Raw genomic sequence first — 23,725 nt, forward strand, 5'->3', positions numbered from 1 at the left:
TTTGGCATCATCGCTGACCACCTTCACCGACGAAGCAAGAATTGCTCTCGACACGCTCTCCGGGCGCGCCACGGGGCTTTTTTCGCCATCGCTGCGATTGGGTGTCACGGGCCTTTCCCGCGCCGGCAAGACCGTCTTCATCTCGGCCTTTGTCCACAATTTGATCCACGGCGGGCGCCTGCCGTTGTTCGAGGCGCAGAAATCAGGGCGTATCGCGCGCGCTTTCCTGGAACAGCAGCCGGACGATGCCGTGCCGCGCTTTCAGTATGAGGACCACATCGCCGCCTTGGTCAATGATCGCGTCTGGCCGGATTCGACCCGCGCCATCTCGGAATTGCGGTTGACCATCGAATATGAATCGGCTTCCGGCTGGAGCCGCATGTTCTCTTCCGGCAAGCTGTCGGTCGACATCGTCGACTACCCCGGCGAATGGCTGCTCGACCTGCCGTTGCTCGGCAAGTCCTTCGCCGATTTCTCCCGCGAAGCCATTGAAATGGCGGCGTTGCCGGTGCGCGAGGACCTGTCGCGGGCCTGGCGAGCCGTCTCAACCGAAATCGACCCGAACGCCGACGCCGACGAGATGACGGCGCGCCGGCTGGCCGAAAGCTTCGCCGCCTACCTCAAGGCCTGCAAGCTCGACGAGCGGGCGCTTTCGACCTTGCCGCCCGGTCGCTTCCTGATGCCTGGCGATCTCGAAGGTTCCCCTGCCCTGACCTTCGCACCGCTGGTTGGCCTCGGCGACAGGCGTCCTCGCAACGGCTCGCTGCATGCAATGATGGAAAGGCGCTACGAGGCCTATAAGACACATGTCGTCAAACCGTTCTTCCGCGAGCACATCGCCCGCCTCGATCGCCAGATCGTTCTGATCGACGCCATGCAGGCGCTGAACGCCGGCCCCGGTGCTATGGCCGACCTGGAACGCGCGGTAACCGAGATCCTAAGCTGTTTCCGACCCGGCCGGGGCAGCTTCCTCACCGATCTTTTCGCCCGGCGCATCGACCGCATACTGGTCGCCGCCACCAAGGCCGATCACCTGCACCATGAAAGCCATGATCGCTTGCAGGCAATCGTGCGGCGCCTGGCCGACCGTGCCGTGGCGCGGGCGAATTTCACTGGTGCCGATGTCGACGTGGTCGCCATGGCGGCGATGCGCGCGACGCGCGAAGGCACCGTCAAACAAGGCCGTGAGACATTGCCGGTCATCATCGGCACGCCGATTGCCGGCGAGAGGATCAATGGTGAGACGTTCGACGGAAAGACGGAAACAGCTATATTTCCCGGTGACTTACCGGAGAAAATCGATACGGTTTTCGATGTTTCGGCGCCCGACCACAGGCAAAACTCTGCGGACCCGACAATCCGCTTCGTCCGTTTCCGCCCACCAAAGCTCGAACGCACCGCCGAAGGCGTCACGCTGTCGCTGCCGCATATCAGGCTCGACCGTGCCTTGCAGTTCCTGATCGGAGATCATCTGGCATGACCTCGCCCCGCAAGCCGGCGGCGTTCCGCATCGAGCCGGAAGCCGCGTCAAGACAAGAGACGCCTGAGCCTCGCCGTGCCCACGCCGAACCCCAGCGGAAACCCCGCGCGATGAAGGCCGACGTGGCGCTGGTCATACCGGCCGAGGTGGACGTCTTCGATGAACCCGACATCGTTGCCGCCGAGCCGCCCGCGGTCGCCCCGAGAAGAAAATCGCTGCTCGGCAGCGTCTTCTTCGGCGCTCTTGGCGTGCTGGTCTCGCTGGCTATCGGCATGTGGACCGACCAGCTGATACGCGATCTTTTTGCACGAGCCGAATGGCTTGGCTGGCTGGCCGCCGGCGTCGCGGCAATCGCCGTGCTGGCGCTTGCGGTGATCCTGATCCGGGAATTCCTGGCGATCGCCCGTCTCGCCGAGGTCGAAAAGCTGCAGAAGCGGGCGCTCGACGCGATTGCGCGCGACGATCCCAAGGCGGCACGATCGGTTGTCGACGAGCTCTCCGCCTTTGTCGCGGCCAAGCCCGAGACCGCGGCCGGCCGGCGCGCGCTGGCCGAATTGCGCGGCGAGATCATCGACGGCGCCAACCTGGTGCGCCTGGCCGAAGCGGAAATTCTCGGTCCGCTCGACATCAGGGCGAAGGTGATGATTCTGGAGGCTGCCAAACGCGTCTCGCTGGTGACGGCGGTCAGTCCGCGCGCACTGGTCGATGTCGCCTATGTCGTGTTCGAGGCCGGACGCCTCATCCGCCGCCTGTCGGAACTCTATGGCGGCCGGCCGGGAACACTCGGTTTCTTCCGGCTGGCGCGCAGCGTGCTGGCGCATCTGGCGGTCACCGGTTCGATCGCCGTCGGCGACAGTTTCGTCCAGCAGATCGTCGGCCATGGCCTGGCGGCACGCCTTTCGGCCAGGCTTGGCGAAGGCATCGTCAACGGCATGATGACGGCGCGCATCGGCATCGCCGCGATGGAGACGGCGCGGCCCCTGCCCTTCAGCGCCGCAAAGCGCCCGGGACTGGGCGATTTCCTCTCCGCGCTGACCTCGTTTGCAGCGAAGAAAGACACCGAAACACCCGGCGCCGGTAAATAACGCCAGGATGTTCGGAGATGGTTGGCGGATAGCGGTTTCGAGACCCGGCAGTGACGAAGCATTAACCAATCTTGTTCATGGTCAGCCTGGTTTCAAACAGCCTCGTTGTTGCCGGGTGTCGTCGATGAAAAGCGTAGTTCTGTCCAGCATCCTGCCCCTGGCGGTCGCGATCACAGCAGTCGCCGGACTTGCCTCGGAGGCAAACGCCGCGGAGCCGGACAAGCAGTTCTTCCAGTCCGCCGAAGGCAAGTGGGTCGGTCCGGGCGAAATCGTCGCCGGCAAGTACAAGGGCACGAAATTCAACTGCAGCTTCACCGGCTCCACGCCCGACGGCAAGATGGGCATGACGCTTGACGGCGGCTGCAGGGTCGGCGTGTTCACCCAGCCCATGTCGGCCAGGATCGAGCGCAAGGGTCGGGACTACAAGGGTTCTTTCATGGGCGGCTCGGCCGGTTCCGGGCTCGACATCATCGGCGGCAATGTCGTCGACGCGCGCAAGGTGGTCTTCACCATCAACCGCAATCAGCTGCGCGGCGTCATGCAGGCCCGCATTCCCGACGACAATTCGATGACGGTGACCGTTGCCGTTCGCGTCCAGGACCAGCTGGTGCCGGTGATCGGCATGAGTCTGAAGCGCGTCGACGCCGTCGAAGTCGGCTCTATCGCGCCGAACTGAACCGAACCTATCCTGCCTGAACATGGAAAAGCGGCGACCCAAGGGGCCGCCGCTTCGCTTGAACCAGTCGAATCAGGTGCTTAGCTCTTGATCGCGGCAGTGACCTCGTCATAGGCCTTGCAGGCGTCGGCCAGGGTCGTGGCGCCCTGATACTTGGTTGTCACCGTCTGGACCTTGGCCGTCAGATCGGCCGCCTTGGACGGGTCCTTGGTGATCGCCTCCTGCAGGGCGGCAGCCATGTCCTGCGCCTTCTTGGTCGCGATCTCCGCCGTGCACTCGGGCGCCTTGGAACAAGCCGAACCGGCAAGCACCGCCAGGCCGACGGCGACAAGCAAAAACTTCTTCATGTCAGTCATCTCTCCTCAAAAGGGCGCGACTTGATCGTCGCGCCCCCAATGGCCGAAGCCGAGCGTGCTTAACCTACGATTGCGGCAAGATGCAACGCAACCGGAGGCTCAACTTGTGTAACGTGCCTGCAACATCGCCCGGGCCGGATTTTCAGGCTACCGCGTCAGCGGCGGCAAAGCTCAGCTGCGCGGCTGCAGCAGCGCCAATACGGCTGTCGATGCTGCAAGGATAGCAGTCACAGTCAAAGGCGCGGTAGGGCCATAGGTGTCCACGACATAGCCGCCGACAACAGCGCCGACGGTGATGGCGACCTGAAAAGAGGCGACCATCAGGCTGCCCGCCGCTTCCAGCGCGTCCGGCGCTGCGCGAGACAAATTTGTCGGCAGCACCACCGGCGCCATGCCGAAGGCGAAGCCCCACAGCGTAACGAAGCCAAAGGCAACGCCAATGTGTACGCCCCAAAGCACCAATGCCAGCGCCGCGAACGCCATCAATGCCGCGGTAACCACGAGAGCCACGTGGATATTGGCGTCGGCGATGCGGCCACCGGCAATATTGCCGATCACCGCGGCAATGCCAAATCCGAGCAACGCCAGGGCAATTGGCCCGGTTGCAAGGAGCGTCACATGTTCGAGAAAGGGACGCACATAGACCGAGCCGGCAAAATGCCCCGTCATCAGCAAGAGGATAGCAAGCATACCAAGTTGAATGCCACGCCGCCGTGTCAGCCGAAGGACCTCTGCAAGACTATTGCTTGCCGCTGCCGGCAAAGACGGCAGGCTAAGCAATTGCAGTAGCATGGCAAGCAAGGCCAACCCGGCTGTCATGGCCATGGCGCTGCGCCAACCCAGCCAGTCGCTGATCAACGCGCCCATCGACGGTGCGGCAATGGTTGCGAGCGAGACGCCGAGGGTGACGATAGCCATGCCCCGTCCAGTCGCATTGGCGCCAACCAACCTCGCCACGACGGCGACCGAAAGTGCCCAGAAAGCGCTGAGTGCGATCCCCAGTCCGGCCCGACCCAGCAACAACAACCAGAAATCGGTCGCCAGCGCCGCAAGAATGTTGGAGCCGACCGCCAAGGCGCTGAGACCAACCAGCACTGCCTTGCGGTTCAATCGGCCGATGAGAACATTGCTCAACATGGCCGTCACGGCGCCGACAGACGCTGTGGCGGTGACCACCTGTCCGGCCGTTCCTTCACTGATACCGAGATCGCGCGCCAGTGGCGTCAGCAGACCTGCCGGCAGAAATTCGGCTGACACCAGAGCAAAGCTGGTGGCGGCCAATGAAATGACCGCGAACCAGGTGGTTGCGCCCCACCTGGCCTGCGCAGCCGCATCAACGTCTATCGCCGGGTTTTCAAGCTGTAATGTTGTGTCTGTCACGGAAGTATCTCCAAAGTTTGGAGATCTTCATAAACGAGTCCTTTCGGATGAAATGCATCTCAAAATCCGAAATTCATGTCTATTCGTCCGGGAATTGTGCGACGCACAACGCCAGGGGAGACATTGGTGATGCGCTTGAAGGCGCGAGCGAAGGATGCCTCGGAATCATAGCCCAAGCGGGTAGCAACCTCGGCCACCGACAAACCGTTTTGCCCCAACAACTCGCGGGCAAGCTGCATGCGCAAACGGGCGAGATAGCGTGCCGCGCCTTCTCCCAATACGGCGCTGAAGCGCTCGGCGAAAATCGAGCGCGATTGGCCTGCCAGGCTGGCGAGGCTTTCGAGCGTCCAGTTATGGCCGGGATCTCTGTGCATGGCTGCCAGGGCGCGGCCAATATGGGGGTCGCGGATGGCAGCGAGCCAACCGGTGGTCGAAGCTCCCGTGCAATTGACCCAGCAGCGAATGAGCCGGGCTGTCAGCAAGTCCGCCATACGCGACAAGATGGTGGCGCTGCCCATCTGCGGTTGCGCGGCCTCCGCGGACATGGCCGCCAGCAAAGGACCAACGACCGGGTCATTGCCGGCCACATCGCAACCCTTGATGATAGGCGGCATCAGCGCGATCAATGGGTTTAACGCACAGGCGCCCAAGGCCATCGAGCCGCAGAAAAGGGTGCTTGTCGCGCCCGTGCCTTCCCGTACGACTTCGCAGACGTTGCTCCCCAACTTGGTCACCCGGCAATCATCGAGCGAGCCGCCTGCAACGTCCGGCGCGCTAGCCAGCCGATGGGGGATGCCTTGCGGCAGCAGCACCAGATCGCCATCGCGCAACTCCTGCCAGCCTTGCGCTTCGGTATGGATCCAGCATGGCCCCTGACCGACAAAGTGAAAACGAAGCAGCGATTGCTGCGGAAATTCTATGCTCCAAGGATGCCGGAGCTCGCAGCGGCCATAATTGACGCCGCTCAAGCGAAAGTCCTGTAGGACTTCGCTGAGCGCATCCGTCGGAATATGTGGCAGCGAGGACGAATAGTTAGTCATTCTGCCGATATATATACCAATCGTCCGGCAGGCAAGCGGAGACCATTGTTCCACCAGGGGAAACGCTTCGGTGGCACCCTACCCGTCCTGGCAGGTCCCCCGCCCTTGCCTCCCGCTCCAACTGCATGCAAGGAGTGCTGTCGGACATAGGGAAAAGAGGCATGGCGGTAGAGGCATCAGGCAGCGATCTGGTTCAAGTGGTGGCGCTGCTCGCCGCGGGCGTCGTCGCCGTTCCCATCTTCAAGCGCATGGGTCTCGGCTCGATTCTCGGCTACCTGGCCGCCGGCGTGGTGATCGGTCCGTTCGGCCTGCGCATCTTTTCCGAATCGGAAGCCATTCTTCATGTCGCCGAACTGGGCGTCGTGATGTTCCTGTTCATCATCGGGCTGGAAATGCAGCCGTCGCGGCTGTGGGGCCTGCGCCGGGAGATCTTTGGCCTCGGTGCCTTGCAGGTCGGCGTCTGCGCTGTCCTGCTGACCGGTGTCGGCATGGCGGGAGGGTTTCCCATCTCGCAATCCTTCGTCGCCGGTGCAGGTTTCGTGCTGACCTCGACGGCGATCGTGATGCAGCTTCTCGAGGAGCGCGGCGAAATCGCCTCGCCCAAGGGCCAGCGCATCGTCTCCATCCTCTTGCTGGAAGACCTCGCGATCGTGCCGCTGCTGGCCCTGATCGCCTTCCTCGCACCCGGCGGCGCCGATACGAGCCTGTCGGAACGCTTGACCGAGGTCGGCATCGGCCTGGCCGCCATCGTCGGCCTGGTGGTGGCCGGACGTTATCTGCTCAATCCGTTCTTCCGCATCCTTGCCGATGCCCGCGCCCGCGAAGTAATGACCGCCGCCGCACTTCTGGTCGTGCTCGGATCGGCGCTCGCCATGCAGCTCAGCGGCCTGTCGATGGCGATGGGCGCTTTCCTCGCCGGTGTGCTTCTGTCCGAATCGACCTTCCGCCATCAGCTCGAGGCCGACATCGAACCGTTCCGCGGCATCCTGCTCGGCCTGTTCTTCCTCGCCGTCGGCATGTCGCTCGATCTGCACATAGTCGCCGAGAACTGGAAGCTGATCGCCGTCTATGTCGTCGCCTACATGCTGATGAAAGCGCTCGGCATCTACATCGTCGCCCGCATCCTGAAAACCGGCCACCGCGAAGCACTGGAACGCGCCGTGTTCATGGCGCAGGGCGGCGAATTCGCCTTCGTCCTCTATTCCGCCGCCGCTTCCGTCGGCATCATCGACAGCCAGGGCAACGCGACGCTGACCGCGATCGTCATCATCTCCATGGTGCTGACGCCGCTGGCGATCGTCGCGCTGCGCTATCTCACGCCGCGCGACGAGCAGTCGCTTGAAGGCGTCGACGTCGCCGACGGCCTTACCGGCAGTGTGCTGATCATCGGTTTCGGCCGCTTCGGCCAGATTGCCAGCCAACCGTTGCTGCTGCGCGGCATCGATGTGTCGATCATCGACAACGAGGTCGAAATGATCCAGGCGGCGGCCGATTTCGGTTTCAAGGTCTATTATGGCGACGGCACGCGCCTGGATATCCTGCATGCCGCCGGCGCCGGCCGGGCGCGTGCAGTGCTGATCTGTGTCGACAAGCCCGATGTGGCCGTCCGCATCGCCCAGTTGGTCAAGGCCGAGTTTCCTCTGCTTACGGTGCTCGCACGGGCTTTCGACCGCGGCACCGCGCTGCAGCTCATTCGCGTCGGCGTCGACTTCCAGCTGCGCGAAACCTTCGAGTCGGCGCTGGTTTTCGGCGGCTCGGCCCTGGAATCGTTTGGCGTCGATCCGGAAGAGGTCGCCGAAGTGATCGAGGACGTGCGGCGCCGCGACACCGCCCGTTTCGAGACGCAACTCGCCGAAGGCGTCCGCGCCGGACAGCGCTTCCTGAAGGGCAATATCGGCACGCCTATTCCGACGCCGCTGTCCACGCCGCGTCGCCCTGGCCAGGCGCTCAACGAAGAGACGGCCGGCGTGCTGCACAAATCCAAGCCCACGGACTGACGAGGAACGCATGAAATTGGACAGCAGAGCCCTCTCGGTCACCAAATTCTGGCGTGATGCCGGCGAGGATGCATGGTTCGAAAAGAACGACGCTTTCGATGCCGATTTCCGCACCGGCTTCCTCGAGCTGCATTACGACGCCGCGCGGCGCCAATGCGACGACTGGTCGGACCATGCCGAAGGCTCGCTGGCGCTGATGATCCTGCTCGACCAGTTTCCGCGGAACTGCTTTCGCGGCACCGGCCATATGTACGCCACCGACCCACTGGCCAGGCATTTCGCCCGCAAGGCGGTCTTGGCCGGCCAGGATCTATTGCTCGCACCGGAAATCCGCGTGTTCCTGTATCTGCCGTTCGAACATTCCGAACTGCTCGCCGATCAGGAAACGTCCGTGGAACTCACCGCGGCCAGGGCACCGGACTACCTCAAATACGCCGAAGAGCACCGCGACATCATCCAGCGTTTCGGCCGCTTTCCGCATCGCAACAAGATGCTTGGCCGCGAAACGACGCCGGAGGAAAAGGCGTTCCTGGACGAAGGCGGTTTTTCCGGCTGATGTGCTGGCTGCCGGGCTACCGCTGCCACCAGTCGCGGCCGGATGGCAGCCGCTCGATGCCGGCCGCTTCGACGGCGCCCAGGCGCTCCGACACGCTTCGGCCCCCGACCGCGAGATCAGGCGCGATCTCGGCCAGCGGAGCCAGCACGAAGGCGCGCTCCAGCATGCGCGGATGCGGCACCTCCAGTCCGGTCTCGTGAATGACGCGGTTGCCGAACACCAGAATGTCGATGTCGATCAGGCGCGGCCCCCAGCGCTCTTCTCGCACCCGCTTCAACTTGCGCTCCGCCTCGAGGCAGAGATCGAGCAGTGCCCGTGGCGAGAGCCTCGTCGACAATTCGGCGGCGGCGTTGAGAAAATCCGGCTGGTCGAGCTTGCCCCAGGGCGGCGTGCGGTAGAGCGAAGAGACGGCGGCAACGCTCGTGCCGGCATCGGCGTCGAGCAGGCGCAGTGCTGCGGCCATCGAGGCCGCCGGATCGCCGAGATTTCCGCCAAGGCTGAGGTAAACGGTGTTATTCCGGCCAGACAACGGTCACCTCGACGTAATCGAGCACGCCGGGCACAGGTGCATTTGGCTTTCGCACGGTGATTTCGGCCTTGCGTATCTGAGGAAAATGCGACGTCAGCGCCTTTGCCACCTCCAGCGCCAGCGCCTCGATCAGGAAGCGCCGTTCGCCGGTGATGATTTTCTCGATCACGGCGAAGGCGACGCCGTAATTGACGGTTTCCTGGATGGCGTCATCGACAAGCGCCCGTCCGGGTTCGACGGTGAGCACCGCATCGACATAGAAACGCTGGCCGAGCGTCTCCTCCTCGTCCAGCACGCCGTGCCGGGCAAAGAAGGCGCAATTCTTCAAGCGGATGACATACATGGCTCAGCGTCCCGGTCTGGCGGTTTCCCGTGCCAGCATAGCATCCGCCACGGCCAGCGCGTCCACGTTGATTGCGACATCGTGGACGCGAAACAGATGCGCGCCCTTGAGCCTGAGGATGACGCTCGTCGCAGCCGTCCCGACGCCCCTGTCGGGCGCATCGCGGCCGGTGACGGTGCCGATGAAACGTTTCCGCGAAGTGCCGGCCATCAGCGGAAAACCGAGCGCGCCGAGTTCGGAAAACCGTGCCATCAGGTCGAGGTTTTCCGCCGCCGTTTCCTTGGCGAAGCCAAAGCCGGGATCGAGCACGATACGACTGTCCGCGACGCCGTTCCGATGGGCGATTTCCAGAGATTTGCCCAGGAACGCCAACTGGTCGGCGATCACGTCGGGCAGCTTCTGGCGATCCCGCCCGGTATGCATGATGACAAGCCCGGCGCCTGTATCTGCGGCGACCTGCGCAATGTCGGGCTCGCGTTGCAGGCCCCAGACATCGTTGACGATATGGGCGCCGGCGGCCACGGCGAGCCGCGCGGTGTCCGCGCGGTAGGTATCGACGGAAATCAGCACGTCGCCGGCGCTCGCCAGCGCCTCGATCACGGGCAGGATACGGGCCTGCTCCTCGCTGGCTGACAGGACGGTGGCGCCCGGGCGGGTCGATTCGCCGCCGACGTCGACAATCAATGCCCCTTCGTCGATCATGCGGCGCGCCTGGACCAGCGCCCTTTCGGGTGCATCGAACAGGCCGCCGTCGGAAAAGCTGTCGGGCGTGACATTGAGGATGCCGACGACCACGGCCTTGCCAAGGTCGAGATGGCGCCCATGCGCCAGGTGCCACCGCCTCGCCGTCATTGTTCGTCAACCATGGGGCACGTCAACCATGAGGCTTATCAACCGTGTGTGATCCGCTGCGGATCAATTCCGTTGCGCCGGCAACGGCCGTAAAGCAAGGTGGTCTAAGAGGCAACATCATGAAGCCATCCATGCTCGGTATGAAAACACCCCTGCTCTGTGCGCTGCTGCTTGCCGCGGCCTCGCTTCCGGCGGGCGCGGCCAATCTCGTCAAGACGTACAGTTATTTCGCCGTCGGCGGCCGCACGCTCGACGACATCGAGGCGCAGCTCTCCAAACACGGGCCGCAGGTCAAAAGCACGGGCTCGCGCCATCCCGGCGCCACCCAGATGGCCTTCACCACCCGCATCAGCTACGCCGGGCAATCCGGCTCTTGCCGGATCGCGGATGCCGTCGTGACCCTCAAGGTCAAGGTGATCCTCCCCCAATGGCGCCGCCCGCGCAAGGCCGATGCCGATGTGAGGCTGTTCTGGGACACGTTATCTGCCGACATCAAGCGCCACGAGGAGCGCCACGTCGAGATCGCCAAGAATCACGCCCGCGACCTAGAGGACGCACTGAAGGCGACCTACCCGCAGAAGGATTGCGATGCGGCGAAAGCCAACGCAGCCGAGATCACGGCCGCCGTCCTCGCCCGGCATGATCGCGCCCAGCTGCGGTTCGACCGCGTCGAAAGCGTCAATTTCGAAAGCCGCATCCTGCGGCTCCTGCGCTACCGAATGCAGCGCATCGACAATGGCCAATTGCCGCCGGCCTGAATGTCGCCGACTTTTGCCGGTCCGGGCCAATTGCGCCGAAACATAGTGCCAGATTCGAAAAATTTTCGAGCGCCGGTCGAAATCGGCCTATACGGCACGACATATGTCGAGTTCGCCGTGACGAGCTTCGAAACATCACTGCGGGATCAACGCACCGCGACGGCCGAATGGCGCCGGCCAGGCCGCTCACATACGGAAGAATGGACATGGACCAGACTGTCGACAGGCAGACGACGGTGAAAACCGACGCGCCGCTCAGCGAAAGCGAAAAGAACGCCATCATCGGCGGCGTCCTCTTGTCGATGCTTCTGGCCGCGCTTGATCAGACCATCGTCGCGCCGGCAATGCCGACGATGGCGCGCCTGCTCGGCCATGCGGAATATCTGCCCTGGATCGTGACCGGCTACCTGCTGACCGCCACGGCCATGGCGCCGCTCTACGGCAAGATCTCGGACGTTTATGGCCGCCGCCCAACGATTTACGCAGCGATCCTCATCTTTCTTGCCGGATCCCTGGTCAGTGCCATGGCGCCGAACATGCTGGTACTGGTCGTCGGCCGCGCAATCCAGGGCGCCGGTGGCGGTGGCCTGTTTGCACTGGCGCAGACGGTGATCGGCGACCTCGTGCCGCCGCGCGAGCGCGCGCGCTACGCGGCCTGGATCGCGGGCACCTGGGCGGTCGCCAGCATCGCCGGCCCGCTTCTGGGCGGCACCTTCGCCGAGCATCTGCACTGGTCGCTTATCTTCTGGATCAACATCCCGCTTGGTCTCTTCGCCATGGCCATCATCAACAAGCCGCTGAAAAAGCTGCCGGTCGTCGCGAGACACCACCGCATCGACGGGCTCGGCGCATTGCTGCTGGTCGCGGCCACAGCCTTCCTGTTGCTGGCGCTGAACTGGGGCGGCAGCACATATCCGTGGCTGTCGCGCGAAATTCTCGGGCTGCTCGCCTGTTCGGCGGTCATATGGAGCGCTTTTGCGCTGCGGCTGCTGCGTGCCGCCGAGCCGCTGATCTCGCTCGAGGTGCTCGGCAACCCGATCGTTCTTGCCGGCACGCTGTCGATGTTCCTTTTGCAGGCCGCCAGTATCGGCCTCGCGGTCTACTTGCCGGTTTATCTGCAGTCGGTTCTCGGACTTTCGGCAAGCGAATCGGGAACCGCCATGCTGGGGCTCATGCTTGGCACGGTTGCCGGCGCGACGTTCAGCGGCCGCACGCTTCCGCGTTTCTTTCACTACAAGCGGATCGCCATGGCAGGCATGATCTTCGCCATCCTCTGCCTAGGCGTGCTCAGCCTGGTTGCGGGACATGCCTCGCTGCTGGTCGTCGAGATCCTGACGACCTGCATCGGCCTGGGCAGCGGCACGACGTTTCCGGTTGCCACCGTGTCGGTTCAGAACGCCGTCGATCAGGCTCATCTCGGCGTCGCCACCGGCGTCCTGACTTTCCTGCGCTCGTTGGGCAGCGCGCTCGGGGTCGCCATCCTCGGCGCGGTCGCGCTTGGCTATGGCCTGCCGCTGGCCGGCGAAGGCGCTCAGGCGGTCGGCGCCACCGCCGAGGCCCCTGCGTTCGTCATGATCTTCCTGGTCGCGGCCGCAATGCTGCTCCTGGCGCTCGTCGCGCTCGGGCTGATGCCGGAAAAGCCGCTGCGCGGCCGCCCCGAGGCTCCGGTGCTGGCGGACTAGGCAATTCCAGGAAAGTGCGGCGTTAAGAGGCTTCCACCACGCCGAGCTTCTTCTGCAGGCTGGTCGACGAGGTCGTGTACTGGAAGATGATGCGCTCGCCGGGGCTGATGATGCGCTTGGCGGCCTGGGCCATCAGCGCCACCTCGTGGAAACCCGACAGGATCAGCTTCAGCTTGCCGGGATACCAGTTGATGTCGCCGACCGCGAAGATGCCGGGCACCGACGTCTGGAACTTCTCGGTATCGACCGGAATGAGGTTCTCGTGAAGATTAAGCCCCCATTCGGCGATCGGCCCGAGCTTCATGGTCAGGCCGAAGAATGGCAGCATACGGGTGCAAGGCACCTCGACGTCGCCGTCTGGCCCCTTGATGACGGCTGACGACAGCTGGCCTTCGGCGCCCGCCAGCCCGGTCACCTGTCCGACCTGGAACCCCAACTGCTTCATCTCGTGCATGGCATACATCTTGTTGACGCTGTCGGGCGCCGCGCGGAATTCGGGCCGCCGGTGGACCAGCGTCACGCTCCTTGCCACCGGCTGGAGGTTCAGCGTCCAGTCGAGGGCTGAATCGCCGCCGCCGACGATGACCAGATCGTGGCCGCGAAAATCCTCCATCCGGCGCACCGAATAGAACACGCTCTTGCCTTCATAAGGTTCGATGCCGGGGATCGGCGGGCGTTTCGGCTGGAAGGAGCCGCCACCGGCGGCGATCACCACCACCTTGGCCTCGAACACCTCGTTCTCGTCGGTGGTGACGCGGAAGCTGCCGTCTTCCAGTTTCTCGAGGCTGGAAACCATGCGGTTGTAGGTGAATTCAGGCTGGAACGGCGCGATCTGCTCGAGCAGCTTGTCGACCAGCCCCTGCGCCGAGATCGAAGGCCAGCCGGGAATGTCGTAGATGGGTTTCTCCGGATAAAGTTCCGCGCATTGGCCGCCGGGCCGATCGAGGATGTCGATCAGGTGGCACTTCATGTCGAACAGGCCGAGCTCGAACACGGCGAACAGGCCGACCGGCCCTGCCCCGACAATGAGGACGTCTGTGCTGATGATGCCGGTCATGCTGTGTGCCTCGCTGCTGCGTTGGCGTGAGACTGCATGACCACCGGCCCGCTGCCAAGCGGCAGCGGCAAAAATCCAGGGCTCCCGATTCGGGTACAAAGCCTGGCGACGGCCAGTCCGCTGTGCCGGCAGCTATTCGTGATAGGAATTTTTTCTTGACAGGGTGAGTGCAGCTATGGTAGATATTTATCTATGGTGCTGAGTTGCGCCAAGGGCCCGCCGCATAGGCGGGTTTTCCGTTTCAGTGCTCGATCAACAGCGCCCCGGCGAAAGCTCCGAGGAACCGTTATACCCGGATTCGTTGTCCCTGGTAAAAAGCGCGCCTTTTCAGCCTTGGCGCTCGGGCACCCGCACGACGAGGCCATCAAGCGCGTCGCGCACCTTGATCTGGCAGGACAGCCGCGAGTTCGGCTGAACCTCGTAGGCGAAGTCCAGCATATCCTCTTCCATCGCTTCCGGCTCGCCGACCTCCGCCGTCCACGCCTCGTCGACATAGACATGGCAGGTCGCGCAGGCGCAGGCGCCGCCGCACTCCGCCTCTATGCCCGGCACGGCGTTGCGGATGGCGTTTTCCATGACCGTCGAGCCGTTTTCGGCATCCACGTCGAAATGTGTGCCGTCATGGGCAATGAAGGTCAGCTTGGTCATTTGTCACCTGAGGGAGTTGCAGCCGAGATAATCACTCCGGCAGACAAGTCAACTGCCGCGCGAAAGCGCCGCTGTGTGACGTTTTTCCACAAACCGGGATCAGCGGCTGATGGCCGCGATGAAATCGCGCACTTCGTCGATCAGCACACCAAGCCGCTTGAGCGTCTGGCCGTCTTCCGGCTGCCGTTCGATCTCGCTGGCGCAATCGGCGATGGCGAAGGCGCCGACGCCGCGAGCCGACCCCTTCAGACTATGCGCCAGGAGCAGCCGGTCCTTGGTATCGGCATCGACTATTCTGTCGCGCACCGACAGCGCCTGCTGTACAAACAGCGCCAGCACCTCCTGCTCGAGGCTGCGGTCGCCCATCGTCTGCCGGGCAAGGTGTGCCAAATCGACAGGCCGGGACCGCCTGGTTCCCGATACGTCGCCCCCGGGCATTGAGAAGGCAATGCCGCTTTCGCCACGCATGAACTCGAACTCCGTTTTTCTTCGGCCGCCCTGAAAAGCTAGGCGAATCCAATGGACAACGGGTTAATGGATGGCCCGGAAAAATGTTGCGAAAACGGCGGCGGAATCACGCTTCCGTTAACCTTATATTTAAAGTTTTACGTATCCCGAGGAATGCATGTTTTCTTTACCCCCCTGTGTCATTACGATACGAGGGTCCATTTTCAGCCTCCTGCGAGCGGGCATCGAGAACCAGAATTATAAGACCGCGGCAGCTTAGTACAGGGTAGCGAAGGCATGGCGAAGAAAACAACGACGACCAGAAATCTCGACAGCGACGTGGCCAGGGAACTGGAAAAGGCGCTCGATATCGACCTCGGCGGCGACGTCGGAAGCGGCGATCTCGATATCGCGGCTTCGATGGAAGATCTGGAGGCGCAGATATCCCAGGCCGCCGACGAGCTGGCACGCGAGGGACGCAACCAGACGCCGGCTCCCACAGCCAATCAAGCGCAGGCCTTCAACCAAACCCAGGCCGCGAAACCCGCGCCGAAGGCCAAGCAGGCGGAGCTGCGCCCCGTGGAAACGCGCAATGGCTCCCAGCCCGCGGGCTTCGCGCCGGCGAACGACGATCGCCAGAAAGATTACAAGACGCTCCTGCACAGCCTCAACAGGCGTGCCTCCAACACCATCTACTGGGTCATCGCCTTTGTCTCGCTCGCCTGGATCGCGGGCGCCGGCGGATTGGCCAACCTGCTTTTCGGACCGAGCATCTGGAATATCCGCACGCTCGACCAGTTCTTCGCCCGTCCCGAGCTGATCGGCCTGGCGGTCGCGGCGATCGTGCCGGTCATCCTGTTCTGGGCCTTCGCCACGATGATCCGCCGCGCCCAGGACATGCGCATTGCCGCGCAGTCGATGACGGAGGTGGCGTTCCGCCTGACCGAGCCGGAAAACCTCGCCCAGGACCGCGTCATGATGATCGGCCAGGCTGTTCGCCGCGAGGTGGCGGCCATGGGTGAAGGCATCGAACGCACGCTTGCCCGCGCCGTGGAGCTGGAAACGCTGGTCCACAGCGAGGTCAACCAGATCGAGCGCTCCTATTCGGAAAACGAGAACCGCATCCGTTCGCTGGTCGACGGGTTGGGCAGCGAGCGTGAGGCTGTCGTCAGCCATGCCGAGCGGGTCCGCGCCTCGATCTCCGGCGCGCATGAAACGCTGAAGGACGAAATCGGCGCTGCCAGCGACATCATCCGCGACAGCATTCTCAACGCATCGACCAAGCTGTCGATGACCATTACCAATTCCGGCGACACGCTCATCGACCGCATCAATGAAAGCTCGATGTCGATCTTCGATTCGGTGGAGGGCCGGCTCGACAACATCACCGACAGGCTTTCGACCTCGGGCGAAGCCTTCGCGAGCCTTCTCGACACGCGCATTGCCAAGCTGACGGACACGACGGACGGCCTGACCCGGTCGCTGACCGACCTCCTCGACGATCGCACCACCGGCATGGTGTCGCTGCTTGGCGGCGCCGCGCGTACCCTGAATTCCGAATTCGAAGCCAGCCTCAATGGCATCGAGCGCACGCTCGCCGAACGCGGCCAGGCGCTGATCAGCGAATTCCAGACCCGCGCCGAGGCGCTGGACACCGGCACGCAGAAGCTTAACGCCGCACTCGAGGCCCGTGCTCGCCAGATCAACGAGACGCTGGTCGAGCGCGCCCGCGAGATCGCCCACACCTTCGCCGAAAGCAAGGATACGCTGACCGCGATGATCGATCAGGGCAAGACCCAGATCGGCGCCGACATGGCCGACATCGTCACCTCGACTTCATCCATGCTGGAAGCCCGCGCCGGCGACTTCGCCGGGCGTATGGAAGCGGCGCGTCATGTCGTGTCGCGCTCCTTCGACGCCGACCTCCAGCGGCTGGCTGATGCCCGCGCCGGCATCGAGGAAGCCGTCGAAAACCACAGCCGCAAACTGTCCGAGAGCAGCGAGCGCATCGCGACCGCCATGCAGGCGGATCTGGCGAAATTCGCCGAGGGCCGCGCCGGCATCGATGAAGCGGTGACGAACCAGGTGCAGAAGCTGGCCGAAGGCCGCAACCTGATCTCGCGCGCGCTTGAAGAGGATCTGCGCAAGGTCAATGAATCGCGTGCGGCCATCGACGCATCGCTGGGCAGCCATCTCGAAAGGCTGGAGGAAGGCCGCAACAGGCTTTCGCAGGCCCTTAACGAAGACTCTGGGAAACTGGTGCAAGCCCGCACGATCATTGACGAAATGGTCGCCGGGCACGTCGGCAAGCTTGCCGAGGGCCGCAACATCCTGTCGCGCGCGCTGGAAGCCGATCTCGGCAAGCTGTCCGACAGCCGTGCCAGCATCGACGGCCTCGTCGCCGACCAGGTCGAGAAGATCGCCGAGGGCCGCGCCGTGCTCGCCAAGGCGTTGGAAAACGACATTGTCGGCATCAAGAGCCTTATCGAGAGCCATTCCGCCACGCTGGCGAACGACCGGACGCAGCTGTCCAACTCGCTCGACCAAGACCTGTCCGGCATACGCGGCCTGATCGAGGGCCATGCAGGACGGCTGGCCGAGGACCGTAGCCTGCTGTCGCAGACGCTCGAGGCGGACCTTGCCAAGCTCGCCGAAAGCAGATCGAGCATCGATGGCCTGGTCGCCGGCCAGGTCGAGAAGCTGGCCGAGGGCCGCGATATCCTGAAGCGCGCGCTGGAATCCGACCTCAACACGATCAAGGGGGTCATATCGAGTCAGTCGGAAAAGCTGGCCGAGGATCGCGGGCAGCTTTCGCGTGTGCTGGAAGCCGACCTGCAAAACGTGAACAGCGTGATCGCCGATCACATGAACAGGCTGGTTGAGGATCGTTCGACGCTGTCGAAGGCGCTGGAGGACGACCTCGCCAAACTGGCCGAGAGCCGTTCCAGCATCGACGGACTGGTCGCCGGCCAGGTCGAGAAGCTGGCCGAGGGCCGCGACATCCTGCGGCGTGCCCTGGAAGCCGATCTCAATGCGGTCAAGAGCACTGTTGCCGACCAGTCGCAGAAGCTGGTCGACGACCGGGCAGCGTTCGCCCGGTCTCTCGAAGCCGATCTCGAGAGCGTCAGGGGTCTCGTCAACAGCCATTCCGATCGCCTGGTCCAGGACCGCTCGACTCTGTCGCAAGCGCTCGAGGACGACCTTGCCAAGCTGGCCGAAAGCCGTTCCAGCATCGACGGGCTGGTCGCCGGCCAGGTCGAGAAGCTGGCGGAAGGCCGCGATATTCTCAGGCGCGCGCTGGAAGCCGACCTGCAGAAGCTCTCCGCCAGCCGCGGCGATATGGACGAAATCATCGCCGGGCATGTCGGCAAGCTGGCCGAAGGCCGCGATATGCTGAGCCGTGCGCTGGAAGACGACCTCGGCAAGCTTGTCGAGACCCGCAAGGACGTCGACCGCTCGCTGTCGGGTCATATCGACCAGATCGCGGCCAGGAGCACCGACATTTCCGCTGCGATCGCCGCCGATGTCGAGAAGATCGAGCAGGCGTTCAGCCGTCAGACCGGCATCATCGAGGAACGCGCCGGCACCATGGAGCGCGCGCTCTCGACTGGCGTCGACAACGTCCGCAACGTGCTCGAAAAGAGCGCCGTCTTCGTTGCCGGCGCCTTGCGCGAAAAGGTCCTGGAAGTCACCAGCGCGCTGCACGAACAGGCTGGTGCGGCGTTCAGCGACGCCGACCGCAAGATCGCCGAGCGCGCCGAACAGACGTCGGCTGCCCTGCTGGCGAGGGCCGAAGACATCGCCCGCACCTTCGAGGAGGCCGATCGTCGCCTCCACGCCCGTGCGGAAGACACGTCGAGCGCCTTGCTTGCCCGCGCGGACGACACCTCCAACTCGCTTCTGGCCCGCGCCCATGAAACCGCCGACCAGCTGGCCGCTCGTGCGGGCCAGATCGCCGGCGCCTTCGATGCGGCGGATCAGAAGCTGGCCGCCCGCGCCCAGGAGACGGCCGATCAATTGACCGCCCGCGCCCAGGATACCGCCGATCGCCTGGCCGCCCGAGCAAGCGAAATTGCCGGAACCTTCGACGCGGCCGACCAGAAGCTGGTTGCCCGGGCCGTGGAAACGGCACAGTCGCTGGCCGCCCGCGCCGGCGACATCCTGCGCAATTTCGAAAGCGCCGACCAGCGGCTCGGCGTGCGCATCGGCGAATCGGCCGAAGCGCTCGCCGCGCGCGCCTCGGACCTTGGCCGCATCTTCGATGCTGCCGATCAGCAGTTGGTCTCGCGCATCGCCGAGGGCTCGGAAGCACTCTCGTCGCGCGCCTCCGAAATCGGCCGCATCTTCGACGACGCCGATCAGCGTCTGGTCTCGCGCATCGCCAGCAGTTCCTCGGCCATCGGCGAGCACACGGAGACCATTGTCGGCGCCTTCGCCAGCACCGAGCAGAGGGTCGCCGACCGCGCGCGGCAGACCGGTCAGGAACTGGCCGTGCATGCCCGCGAGATCGAGCAGGCGCTTGCCGGCGCCGACGAGCGGCTTGCATCGAGCGCGGCGGCCGCGGCCTCCCGTGTCGAGGAGCAGATCGCCGGCGTCGAGAACCGGCTCGCCTACACGGCCGAGACGATGGGCCAGAAGCTCAACGAGCAGGTGTCGAATGCCGAGGCACAGCTCGTCTCGCGCGCCAATGTGATCGCCGAAACCTTCACCGCGGTTGGCCAGCATATCGGCCAGAGCACCAACGACGCCGCCAAGACCATCGGCGCCAACACGCGCGAGCTCAACACCATGCTCGCGACGCGTTCGGCCGAACTGTCGAAGATACTGGACGAAACCGCGCGCCCCCTGGTCGAGCGCTTTGCCCAGGGCGGTTCGGACCTGCAAAAGAGCATGGAAGAAGTCACCGAACGCGCCACCGAGAAGCTGCGCAGCGAGAACGCGGCCCTTGTCGACGCGCTCGCCAGCCGTACCGCCGAGACCCTGTCGGCGGTCGAAGGCGCCCGCTCGTCTCTATCCGACAGCGTTGCCGATCTTATCGGCCGCATGACCAAGTCCAGCGCGCAACTCGGTCAGTTGATCGAGCAGGCCGCGGTCAACCTCGGCGAGGTCGACGAACGCCTGACCGGCAGCACGCAGAGCTTCGCGGCCACCACCGAAAAGGCGGCGCAGACCTTTGCCAGCTCGGCGCGCCTGGTCGATTCGAACACGACAAGGCTGACCGACCTGTCGTCGTCGACCTTGCGCGAAGTCGCTTCGATCGCCACCAAGTTCGACGAGCACAGCCGTCTGCTGGCCAGCGCCTCGGATCTCTTGAGCTCGGCCCAAAGCAACCTCGAACACACGCTCGAAAGGCAATCGTCGCTCGAGGACCTCGCCGTCGGCCTGGTCAAGAAGTCGGAAGATCTCGAACGGGTCATGCGCTCGTTCGAGAACCTCGTCGGCCAGACGCTGCAGAACGCCGAAGGCAAGACGATGGAATCGGCCGACAAGATCCGCAACGCCATCACCGACGTCGTCGATTCGGCAACCAAGCGCTTTGCCGACGCGACCGAGGAGATGCGGCGCACCGCGGGTTCGATCAAGAGCGAACTCGACCTCACCCGCGCCGAGCTCAAGAAGGGCGTCATCGAGATGCCGGAAGAGGCAAAGGAATCGACCTCGGCCATCCGTCGCGCCGTTTCCGAGCAGATCAACGCCTTGAAAGAGCTCTCGGACATCGTGGCCAAGTCTGGCCGCACCGGCGAAGGCTCCGAGCCCCGCAATCTGCGCCCGGCGCCGCAAGCGCCGGCCCCGCGCGCCGCCGAGCCCCCACGCCGCGCTCCGGCGGCACCGCAGCCGGAGTTGCGCGCACCTCAGGCGCCGTTGGGCGGCACCGCGCTGCGCGGCGCGCTCGACATCGAGCGTCCGGCCGAATCGGCGCCGCGCCCGCGTGCCGACACCAGCGCCCGCACGCCGCAGGGCGGCTGGGTACGCGATCTCCTGAGCGGGGCATCGCGTGAAGAGGACGCCAGGCCGGCAACGCCCGCGGAAGCCCCGCGCGCCGCACCTGCCCAGCGTTCGCCGCTGCATGTCGTGGAATCGCTGAACTCGCTCTCGGTCGATATAGCGCGCGCCATCGACCACGACGCCTCGATCGAGTTGTGGAACCGCTACCGGCGCGGCGAGCGTGACGTGTTCACGCGCCGGCTCTACACGCTGAAGGGCCAGCAGACGTTCGACGAGATCCGCCGCAAATATCAGGCCGAGGCCGAATTCCGCGCCGCCGTCGACCGCTACTGCGACGACTTCGAGAAACTGCTCAAGGATGTGTCGCGCAACGACCGCGACAACATCATGGCGCAGACCTACCTGACGTCGGATACGGGCAAGGTCTACACCATGCTCGCCCACGCCAGCGGCCGCTTGCAGTGATGAGGCGATAGGCAAAGACAAAAAAGGCGGGAAATTTTCCCGCCTTTTTCATTTGCCGGCCGGCCGGTGATGAGAAACGCATCGGACATTATCAGTCGGCGCTGCCCCTCATCCGCCTGCCGGCACCTTCTCCCCGTACAGGACGGGGAGAAGACAGATGGCCGCGACGTCGGCGCCTGTTCCGCAGCGCCGGCAGTTGGCGAAACCATCTGCGACAGCCGTCTTTCTCCCCGTCACTATACGGGGAGAAATGCCCGGCAGGGCAATGAGGGGCAGCGCCGGCGTCGACAGTTACTGCCGCCAGCCAAGATGACGACCCCATCCGCTTACCTTAACGCCGCAGCGTGAAGTGCTTCGGCCGGCTCAGATCGCCGAATCGGTCCAGCGCACGATCTGTTTGGCGGCATCGCCGAAGGCCGCGTCGAGCGCGCCGACGTAGCCTTGATTGCCGCTGCCCGAGACGGGTGCGGTCGCCGTAAAGCTCTTGGAGGCCCGGACTTCGCCGTTGCGGTCGTTCAGGATCCGCACGAACAGGTCGACCTCGGCATGTTCGCCGCCCTCGACGCGCACCTCGAAGGAACGGATCTCGACGATTACCTGGTAGTCGATCGCCAGGCCCTCGCCCGGCTTGCCGACGCCGGCGAAGCTGCCTGAGCGCTGGAACGTCTCGGCCAGCCGCGCCTGCACGATCAGCGGCAGCCGGTCGGCCCATTGAGCGCCCTTGAGATACTGGATCGAGCGATCCGACGGCTTGATGACGATGTTCTGGCTGTCCAGCGCCTTGAGCGCGGAGGGCTGGGCGATCAGGATCTGACGGCGGCTGTGGCCATGCGCCTCGACCGAAGGCGCCGACAGTTCGAAGGTGTCGAGCGGCGCAGGCTTGCCCCCCAACACCGCGCAGCCGGCCAGCGTCAGGGCAAGCAGCGCCGCAGCCGATGTCAACCCGCCCGTTCTAACCCACACAGACTTCACGCGCGATCCCCGTTGTCCCCGGATCGTAAGATCAACCCGCTTTCGCGGCTCATGTTTCTGGGGCGCGCCGACGCCGAAGTCAACGCCGCGCCCTGCCGTCGAACTGCCGAACCTCGCCTTCGCCACCCGAAAGGATGCGTTGCGGATTGCGGCTGAGATCGGTCACCGCCTCCTCGATGCGGCCGATCGAACGGCGGCTGTCCTGCACCAGTGCCTCGACATTCGAAAGACCTTGCCCGGAGAAGCGCGCGAAATTGTCGGTGATGGTGCCGAGGCGCGCGTTCAGCGTGTCGGCGACCTGCTTGAACGACTTCAGCGTCGCCCTGGCGTCGGCCATCACGCCGTCGGCCTGGCCTGACCCGAGCAACTTGTCGACCCTGGCCAGGATGCCGTCGACGCGCACGGAAGCGTCGTTGAGCCGTTGCGCGAGTTGCTTGGCATCCTTGATCGTCTGGTCGATGTCGTCGGCCCGGTTGGCGAACTTTTTGGTCACCACCGCGATGTCGGCGGCGGCCTTGTCGGCGTTTTCGCTGGCCTTCTGGATGTTGGCGAGCGCCGAGCGCACCTGCGCCGGATCGATGCCGTCGAGCACGCCGTCGACCTTGGCCAGCGTGCCTTGCGTCTGCTTGGCGAAATCGTTGACCGATCCTACCGCCGTATCGACGTTCTTGATCACGCCGTCTAGCTGCTTCGAGGTCTCCTTGAGGTTCCCCGTCATCGTATTCACATTGGCGACGATGCTCTTGATCTGGTCCTTGTCGACCGCGTTGAGCAGACCTTCCGCCGCCTTCAGCGTGCCGTCGAGCTTGCCGGAAACGCCCTGCAGCTCTTCGGCCAGCGCGCTGACGCTGGACAGGAACTTGTCGACGCCGTCGGAATTCTTGGCCAGTGCGTCGGAGAATGTCTGCACGTTCCGCACGGTCTGCGTCAGCGGCCCGCGAACATCCTTGGTGAAGCCTTCGAGTTCGGTCAGCACCTTGTCGGCACGGGTGAAGATGTTCTGCGCCGTCTGCAGAAGATTGGTCACGGCAGAAGGATTGGCCACGATCTCGGCGACCTTGCCTTCCTTTTCTGCCTGGTCGAGCAGTTTTACTTCCTTGGGGTCGGCGCCCTTGAGTTCGATGTTGGCCTGCCCGGTCAGGCCGGCAAGGCCGATATCGGCTTGCGTCGACTTGGTGATCGGCGTCATCCGGTCGATCTCGGTGTCGGCGATCGCGACAGTCGGATTGTCGACGTCGATATAGACGCGCCTGACGTCGCCGACCTTGACGCCGTTGAACAGCACGAAGCTGCCGCGGCCAAGCCCGGAGGCCGAGCCTGGAATGCGCACGCGCAACAGCGTCGTCTCGCCCTTGTCGCCGATCGCCGCCGTCCAGTAGACGAAGCCGAACGCCGCCAGGATCGCAACCAGCGTGAAAATCCCGACAATGACGTAGTTGGCTCTGGTTTCCATTGC

General features: G+C 64.2%; 19 protein-coding genes. 8 read left to right on the forward strand and 11 right to left on the reverse strand.

Features of this window, described 5'->3' with window-relative positions; all coding sequences use genetic code 11:
- Window position 1 precedes the first annotated feature (1 nt).
- The 3 genes from NKI49_RS07710 (at window position 2) to NKI49_RS07720 (ending at window position 3,241) form a co-directional block, all read left to right on the forward strand.
- A complete protein-coding gene (locus tag NKI49_RS07710; RefSeq protein WP_352599197.1) occupies window positions 2-1,480 on the forward strand; it encodes a YcjX family GTP-binding protein in 1,479 nt (492 codons plus the stop codon).
- Complete coding sequence (locus NKI49_RS07715; protein ID WP_352599195.1) at window positions 1,477-2,565, forward strand: YcjF family protein; 1,089 nt, start codon at window positions 1,477-1,479, stop codon at window positions 2,563-2,565. The genes NKI49_RS07710 and NKI49_RS07715 overlap by 4 nt, the downstream gene beginning before the upstream one ends.
- Before the next feature lie 124 nt (window positions 2,566-2,689).
- Window positions 2,690-3,241 (forward strand): hypothetical protein, encoded by a 552-nt coding sequence (locus NKI49_RS07720; protein ID WP_352599193.1) that lies wholly within the window; start codon window positions 2,690-2,692, stop codon window positions 3,239-3,241.
- 80 nt (window positions 3,242-3,321) lie between these two features.
- On the opposite strand, the gene NKI49_RS07725 is transcribed toward NKI49_RS07720, so the two are convergent.
- The 3 genes from NKI49_RS07725 to NKI49_RS07735 all read right to left on the reverse strand — a co-directional run bounded on the left by NKI49_RS07725 (window position 3,322) and on the right by NKI49_RS07735 (window position 6,017).
- Window positions 3,322-3,588, reverse strand: coding sequence for a hypothetical protein (locus NKI49_RS07725; RefSeq protein ID WP_352599191.1), 267 nt, complete (start codon window positions 3,586-3,588; stop codon window positions 3,322-3,324).
- Window positions 3,589-3,768: 180 nt separating this feature from the next.
- Complete coding sequence (locus NKI49_RS07730; protein ID WP_352599189.1) at window positions 3,769-4,977, reverse strand: MFS transporter; 1,209 nt, start codon at window positions 4,975-4,977, stop codon at window positions 3,769-3,771.
- 59 nt (window positions 4,978-5,036) lie between these two features.
- Window positions 5,037-6,017, reverse strand: a complete 981-nt coding sequence (locus NKI49_RS07735; protein ID WP_352599187.1) for an AraC family transcriptional regulator — start codon at window positions 6,015-6,017, stop codon at window positions 5,037-5,039.
- 161 nt (window positions 6,018-6,178) lie between these two features.
- On the opposite strand from NKI49_RS07735, the gene NKI49_RS07740 reads away from it, so the two are divergent.
- Window positions 6,179-8,014: a monovalent cation:proton antiporter-2 (CPA2) family protein gene (locus NKI49_RS07740; protein ID WP_352599185.1), complete on the forward strand. Its 1,836-nt coding sequence runs from the start codon at window positions 6,179-6,181 to the stop codon at window positions 8,012-8,014.
- A gap of 10 nt (window positions 8,015-8,024) precedes the next feature.
- Window positions 8,025-8,570 (forward strand): DUF924 family protein, encoded by a 546-nt coding sequence (locus tag NKI49_RS07745; protein ID WP_352599183.1) that lies wholly within the window; start codon window positions 8,025-8,027, stop codon window positions 8,568-8,570.
- Window positions 8,571-8,586: 16 nt separating this feature from the next.
- Here NKI49_RS07745 and folK read toward each other — a convergent pair whose 3' ends face one another.
- Genes folK through folP form a run of 3 tightly spaced genes read right to left on the reverse strand, consistent with a single transcriptional unit; the run spans window position 8,587 to window position 10,294 of the window.
- Complete coding sequence (gene folK / locus NKI49_RS07750; RefSeq protein ID WP_352599181.1) at window positions 8,587-9,099, reverse strand: 2-amino-4-hydroxy-6-hydroxymethyldihydropteridine diphosphokinase; 513 nt, start codon at window positions 9,097-9,099, stop codon at window positions 8,587-8,589.
- Window positions 9,083-9,442, reverse strand: coding sequence for a dihydroneopterin aldolase (folB, locus tag NKI49_RS07755; protein WP_027025200.1), 360 nt, complete (start codon window positions 9,440-9,442; stop codon window positions 9,083-9,085). Before folB ends, folK begins: the two co-directional genes overlap by 17 nt.
- Window positions 9,443-9,445: 3 nt before the next feature.
- Entirely contained in the window at window positions 9,446-10,294 is an 849-nt protein-coding gene (gene folP / locus NKI49_RS07760) for a dihydropteroate synthase (RefSeq protein ID WP_352599178.1), read from the reverse strand.
- A gap of 140 nt (window positions 10,295-10,434) precedes the next feature.
- Here folP and NKI49_RS07765 point away from each other — a divergent pair, with 140 nt between their 5' ends.
- Window positions 10,435-11,052: a DUF922 domain-containing Zn-dependent protease gene (locus tag NKI49_RS07765; protein WP_352599369.1), complete on the forward strand. Its 618-nt coding sequence runs from the start codon at window positions 10,435-10,437 to the stop codon at window positions 11,050-11,052.
- A gap of 206 nt (window positions 11,053-11,258) precedes the next feature.
- Window positions 11,259-12,734 carry an MDR family MFS transporter gene (locus tag NKI49_RS07770; protein WP_352599176.1) on the forward strand — a complete coding sequence of 492 codons (1,476 nt, stop codon included), beginning with the start codon at window positions 11,259-11,261 and terminating at the stop codon, window positions 12,732-12,734.
- Window positions 12,735-12,756: 22 nt separating this feature from the next.
- Here the strand turns inward: NKI49_RS07770 and NKI49_RS07775 are convergent, their stop codons facing one another.
- The 3 genes from NKI49_RS07775 to NKI49_RS07785 form a co-directional block, all read right to left on the reverse strand.
- Window positions 12,757-13,791: an NAD(P)/FAD-dependent oxidoreductase gene (locus tag NKI49_RS07775; RefSeq protein ID WP_352599174.1), complete on the reverse strand. Its 1,035-nt coding sequence runs from the start codon at window positions 13,789-13,791 to the stop codon at window positions 12,757-12,759.
- 327 nt (window positions 13,792-14,118) lie between these two features.
- Window positions 14,119-14,439, reverse strand: coding sequence for a 2Fe-2S iron-sulfur cluster-binding protein (locus tag NKI49_RS07780; protein WP_013895257.1), 321 nt, complete (start codon window positions 14,437-14,439; stop codon window positions 14,119-14,121).
- A gap of 99 nt (window positions 14,440-14,538) precedes the next feature.
- The gene (locus NKI49_RS07785; RefSeq protein ID WP_352599172.1) at window positions 14,539-14,907 is read right to left on the reverse strand and encodes an Hpt domain-containing protein; all 369 of its coding nucleotides are present in this window, start codon (window positions 14,905-14,907) and stop codon (window positions 14,539-14,541) included.
- Window positions 14,908-15,183: 276 nt separating this feature from the next.
- Here NKI49_RS07785 and NKI49_RS07790 point away from each other — a divergent pair, with 276 nt between their 5' ends.
- A complete protein-coding gene (locus NKI49_RS07790; protein ID WP_352599170.1) occupies window positions 15,184-21,297 on the forward strand; it encodes an apolipoprotein A-IV repeat region-like domain-containing protein in 6,114 nt (2,037 codons plus the stop codon).
- 363 nt (window positions 21,298-21,660) lie between these two features.
- Here the strand turns inward: NKI49_RS07790 and NKI49_RS07795 are convergent, their stop codons facing one another.
- Complete coding sequence (locus tag NKI49_RS07795) at window positions 21,661-22,269, reverse strand: ABC-type transport auxiliary lipoprotein family protein (RefSeq protein ID WP_502899486.1); 609 nt, start codon at window positions 22,267-22,269, stop codon at window positions 21,661-21,663.
- A gap of 79 nt (window positions 22,270-22,348) precedes the next feature.
- Complete coding sequence (locus NKI49_RS07800; RefSeq protein ID WP_352599166.1) at window positions 22,349-23,722, reverse strand: MlaD family protein; 1,374 nt, start codon at window positions 23,720-23,722, stop codon at window positions 22,349-22,351.
- Window positions 23,723-23,725 lie beyond the last annotated feature (3 nt).

It is taken from the genome of Mesorhizobium sp. M0587, assembly GCF_040320945.1.
GTDB lineage: Bacteria > Pseudomonadota > Alphaproteobacteria > Rhizobiales > Rhizobiaceae > Mesorhizobium.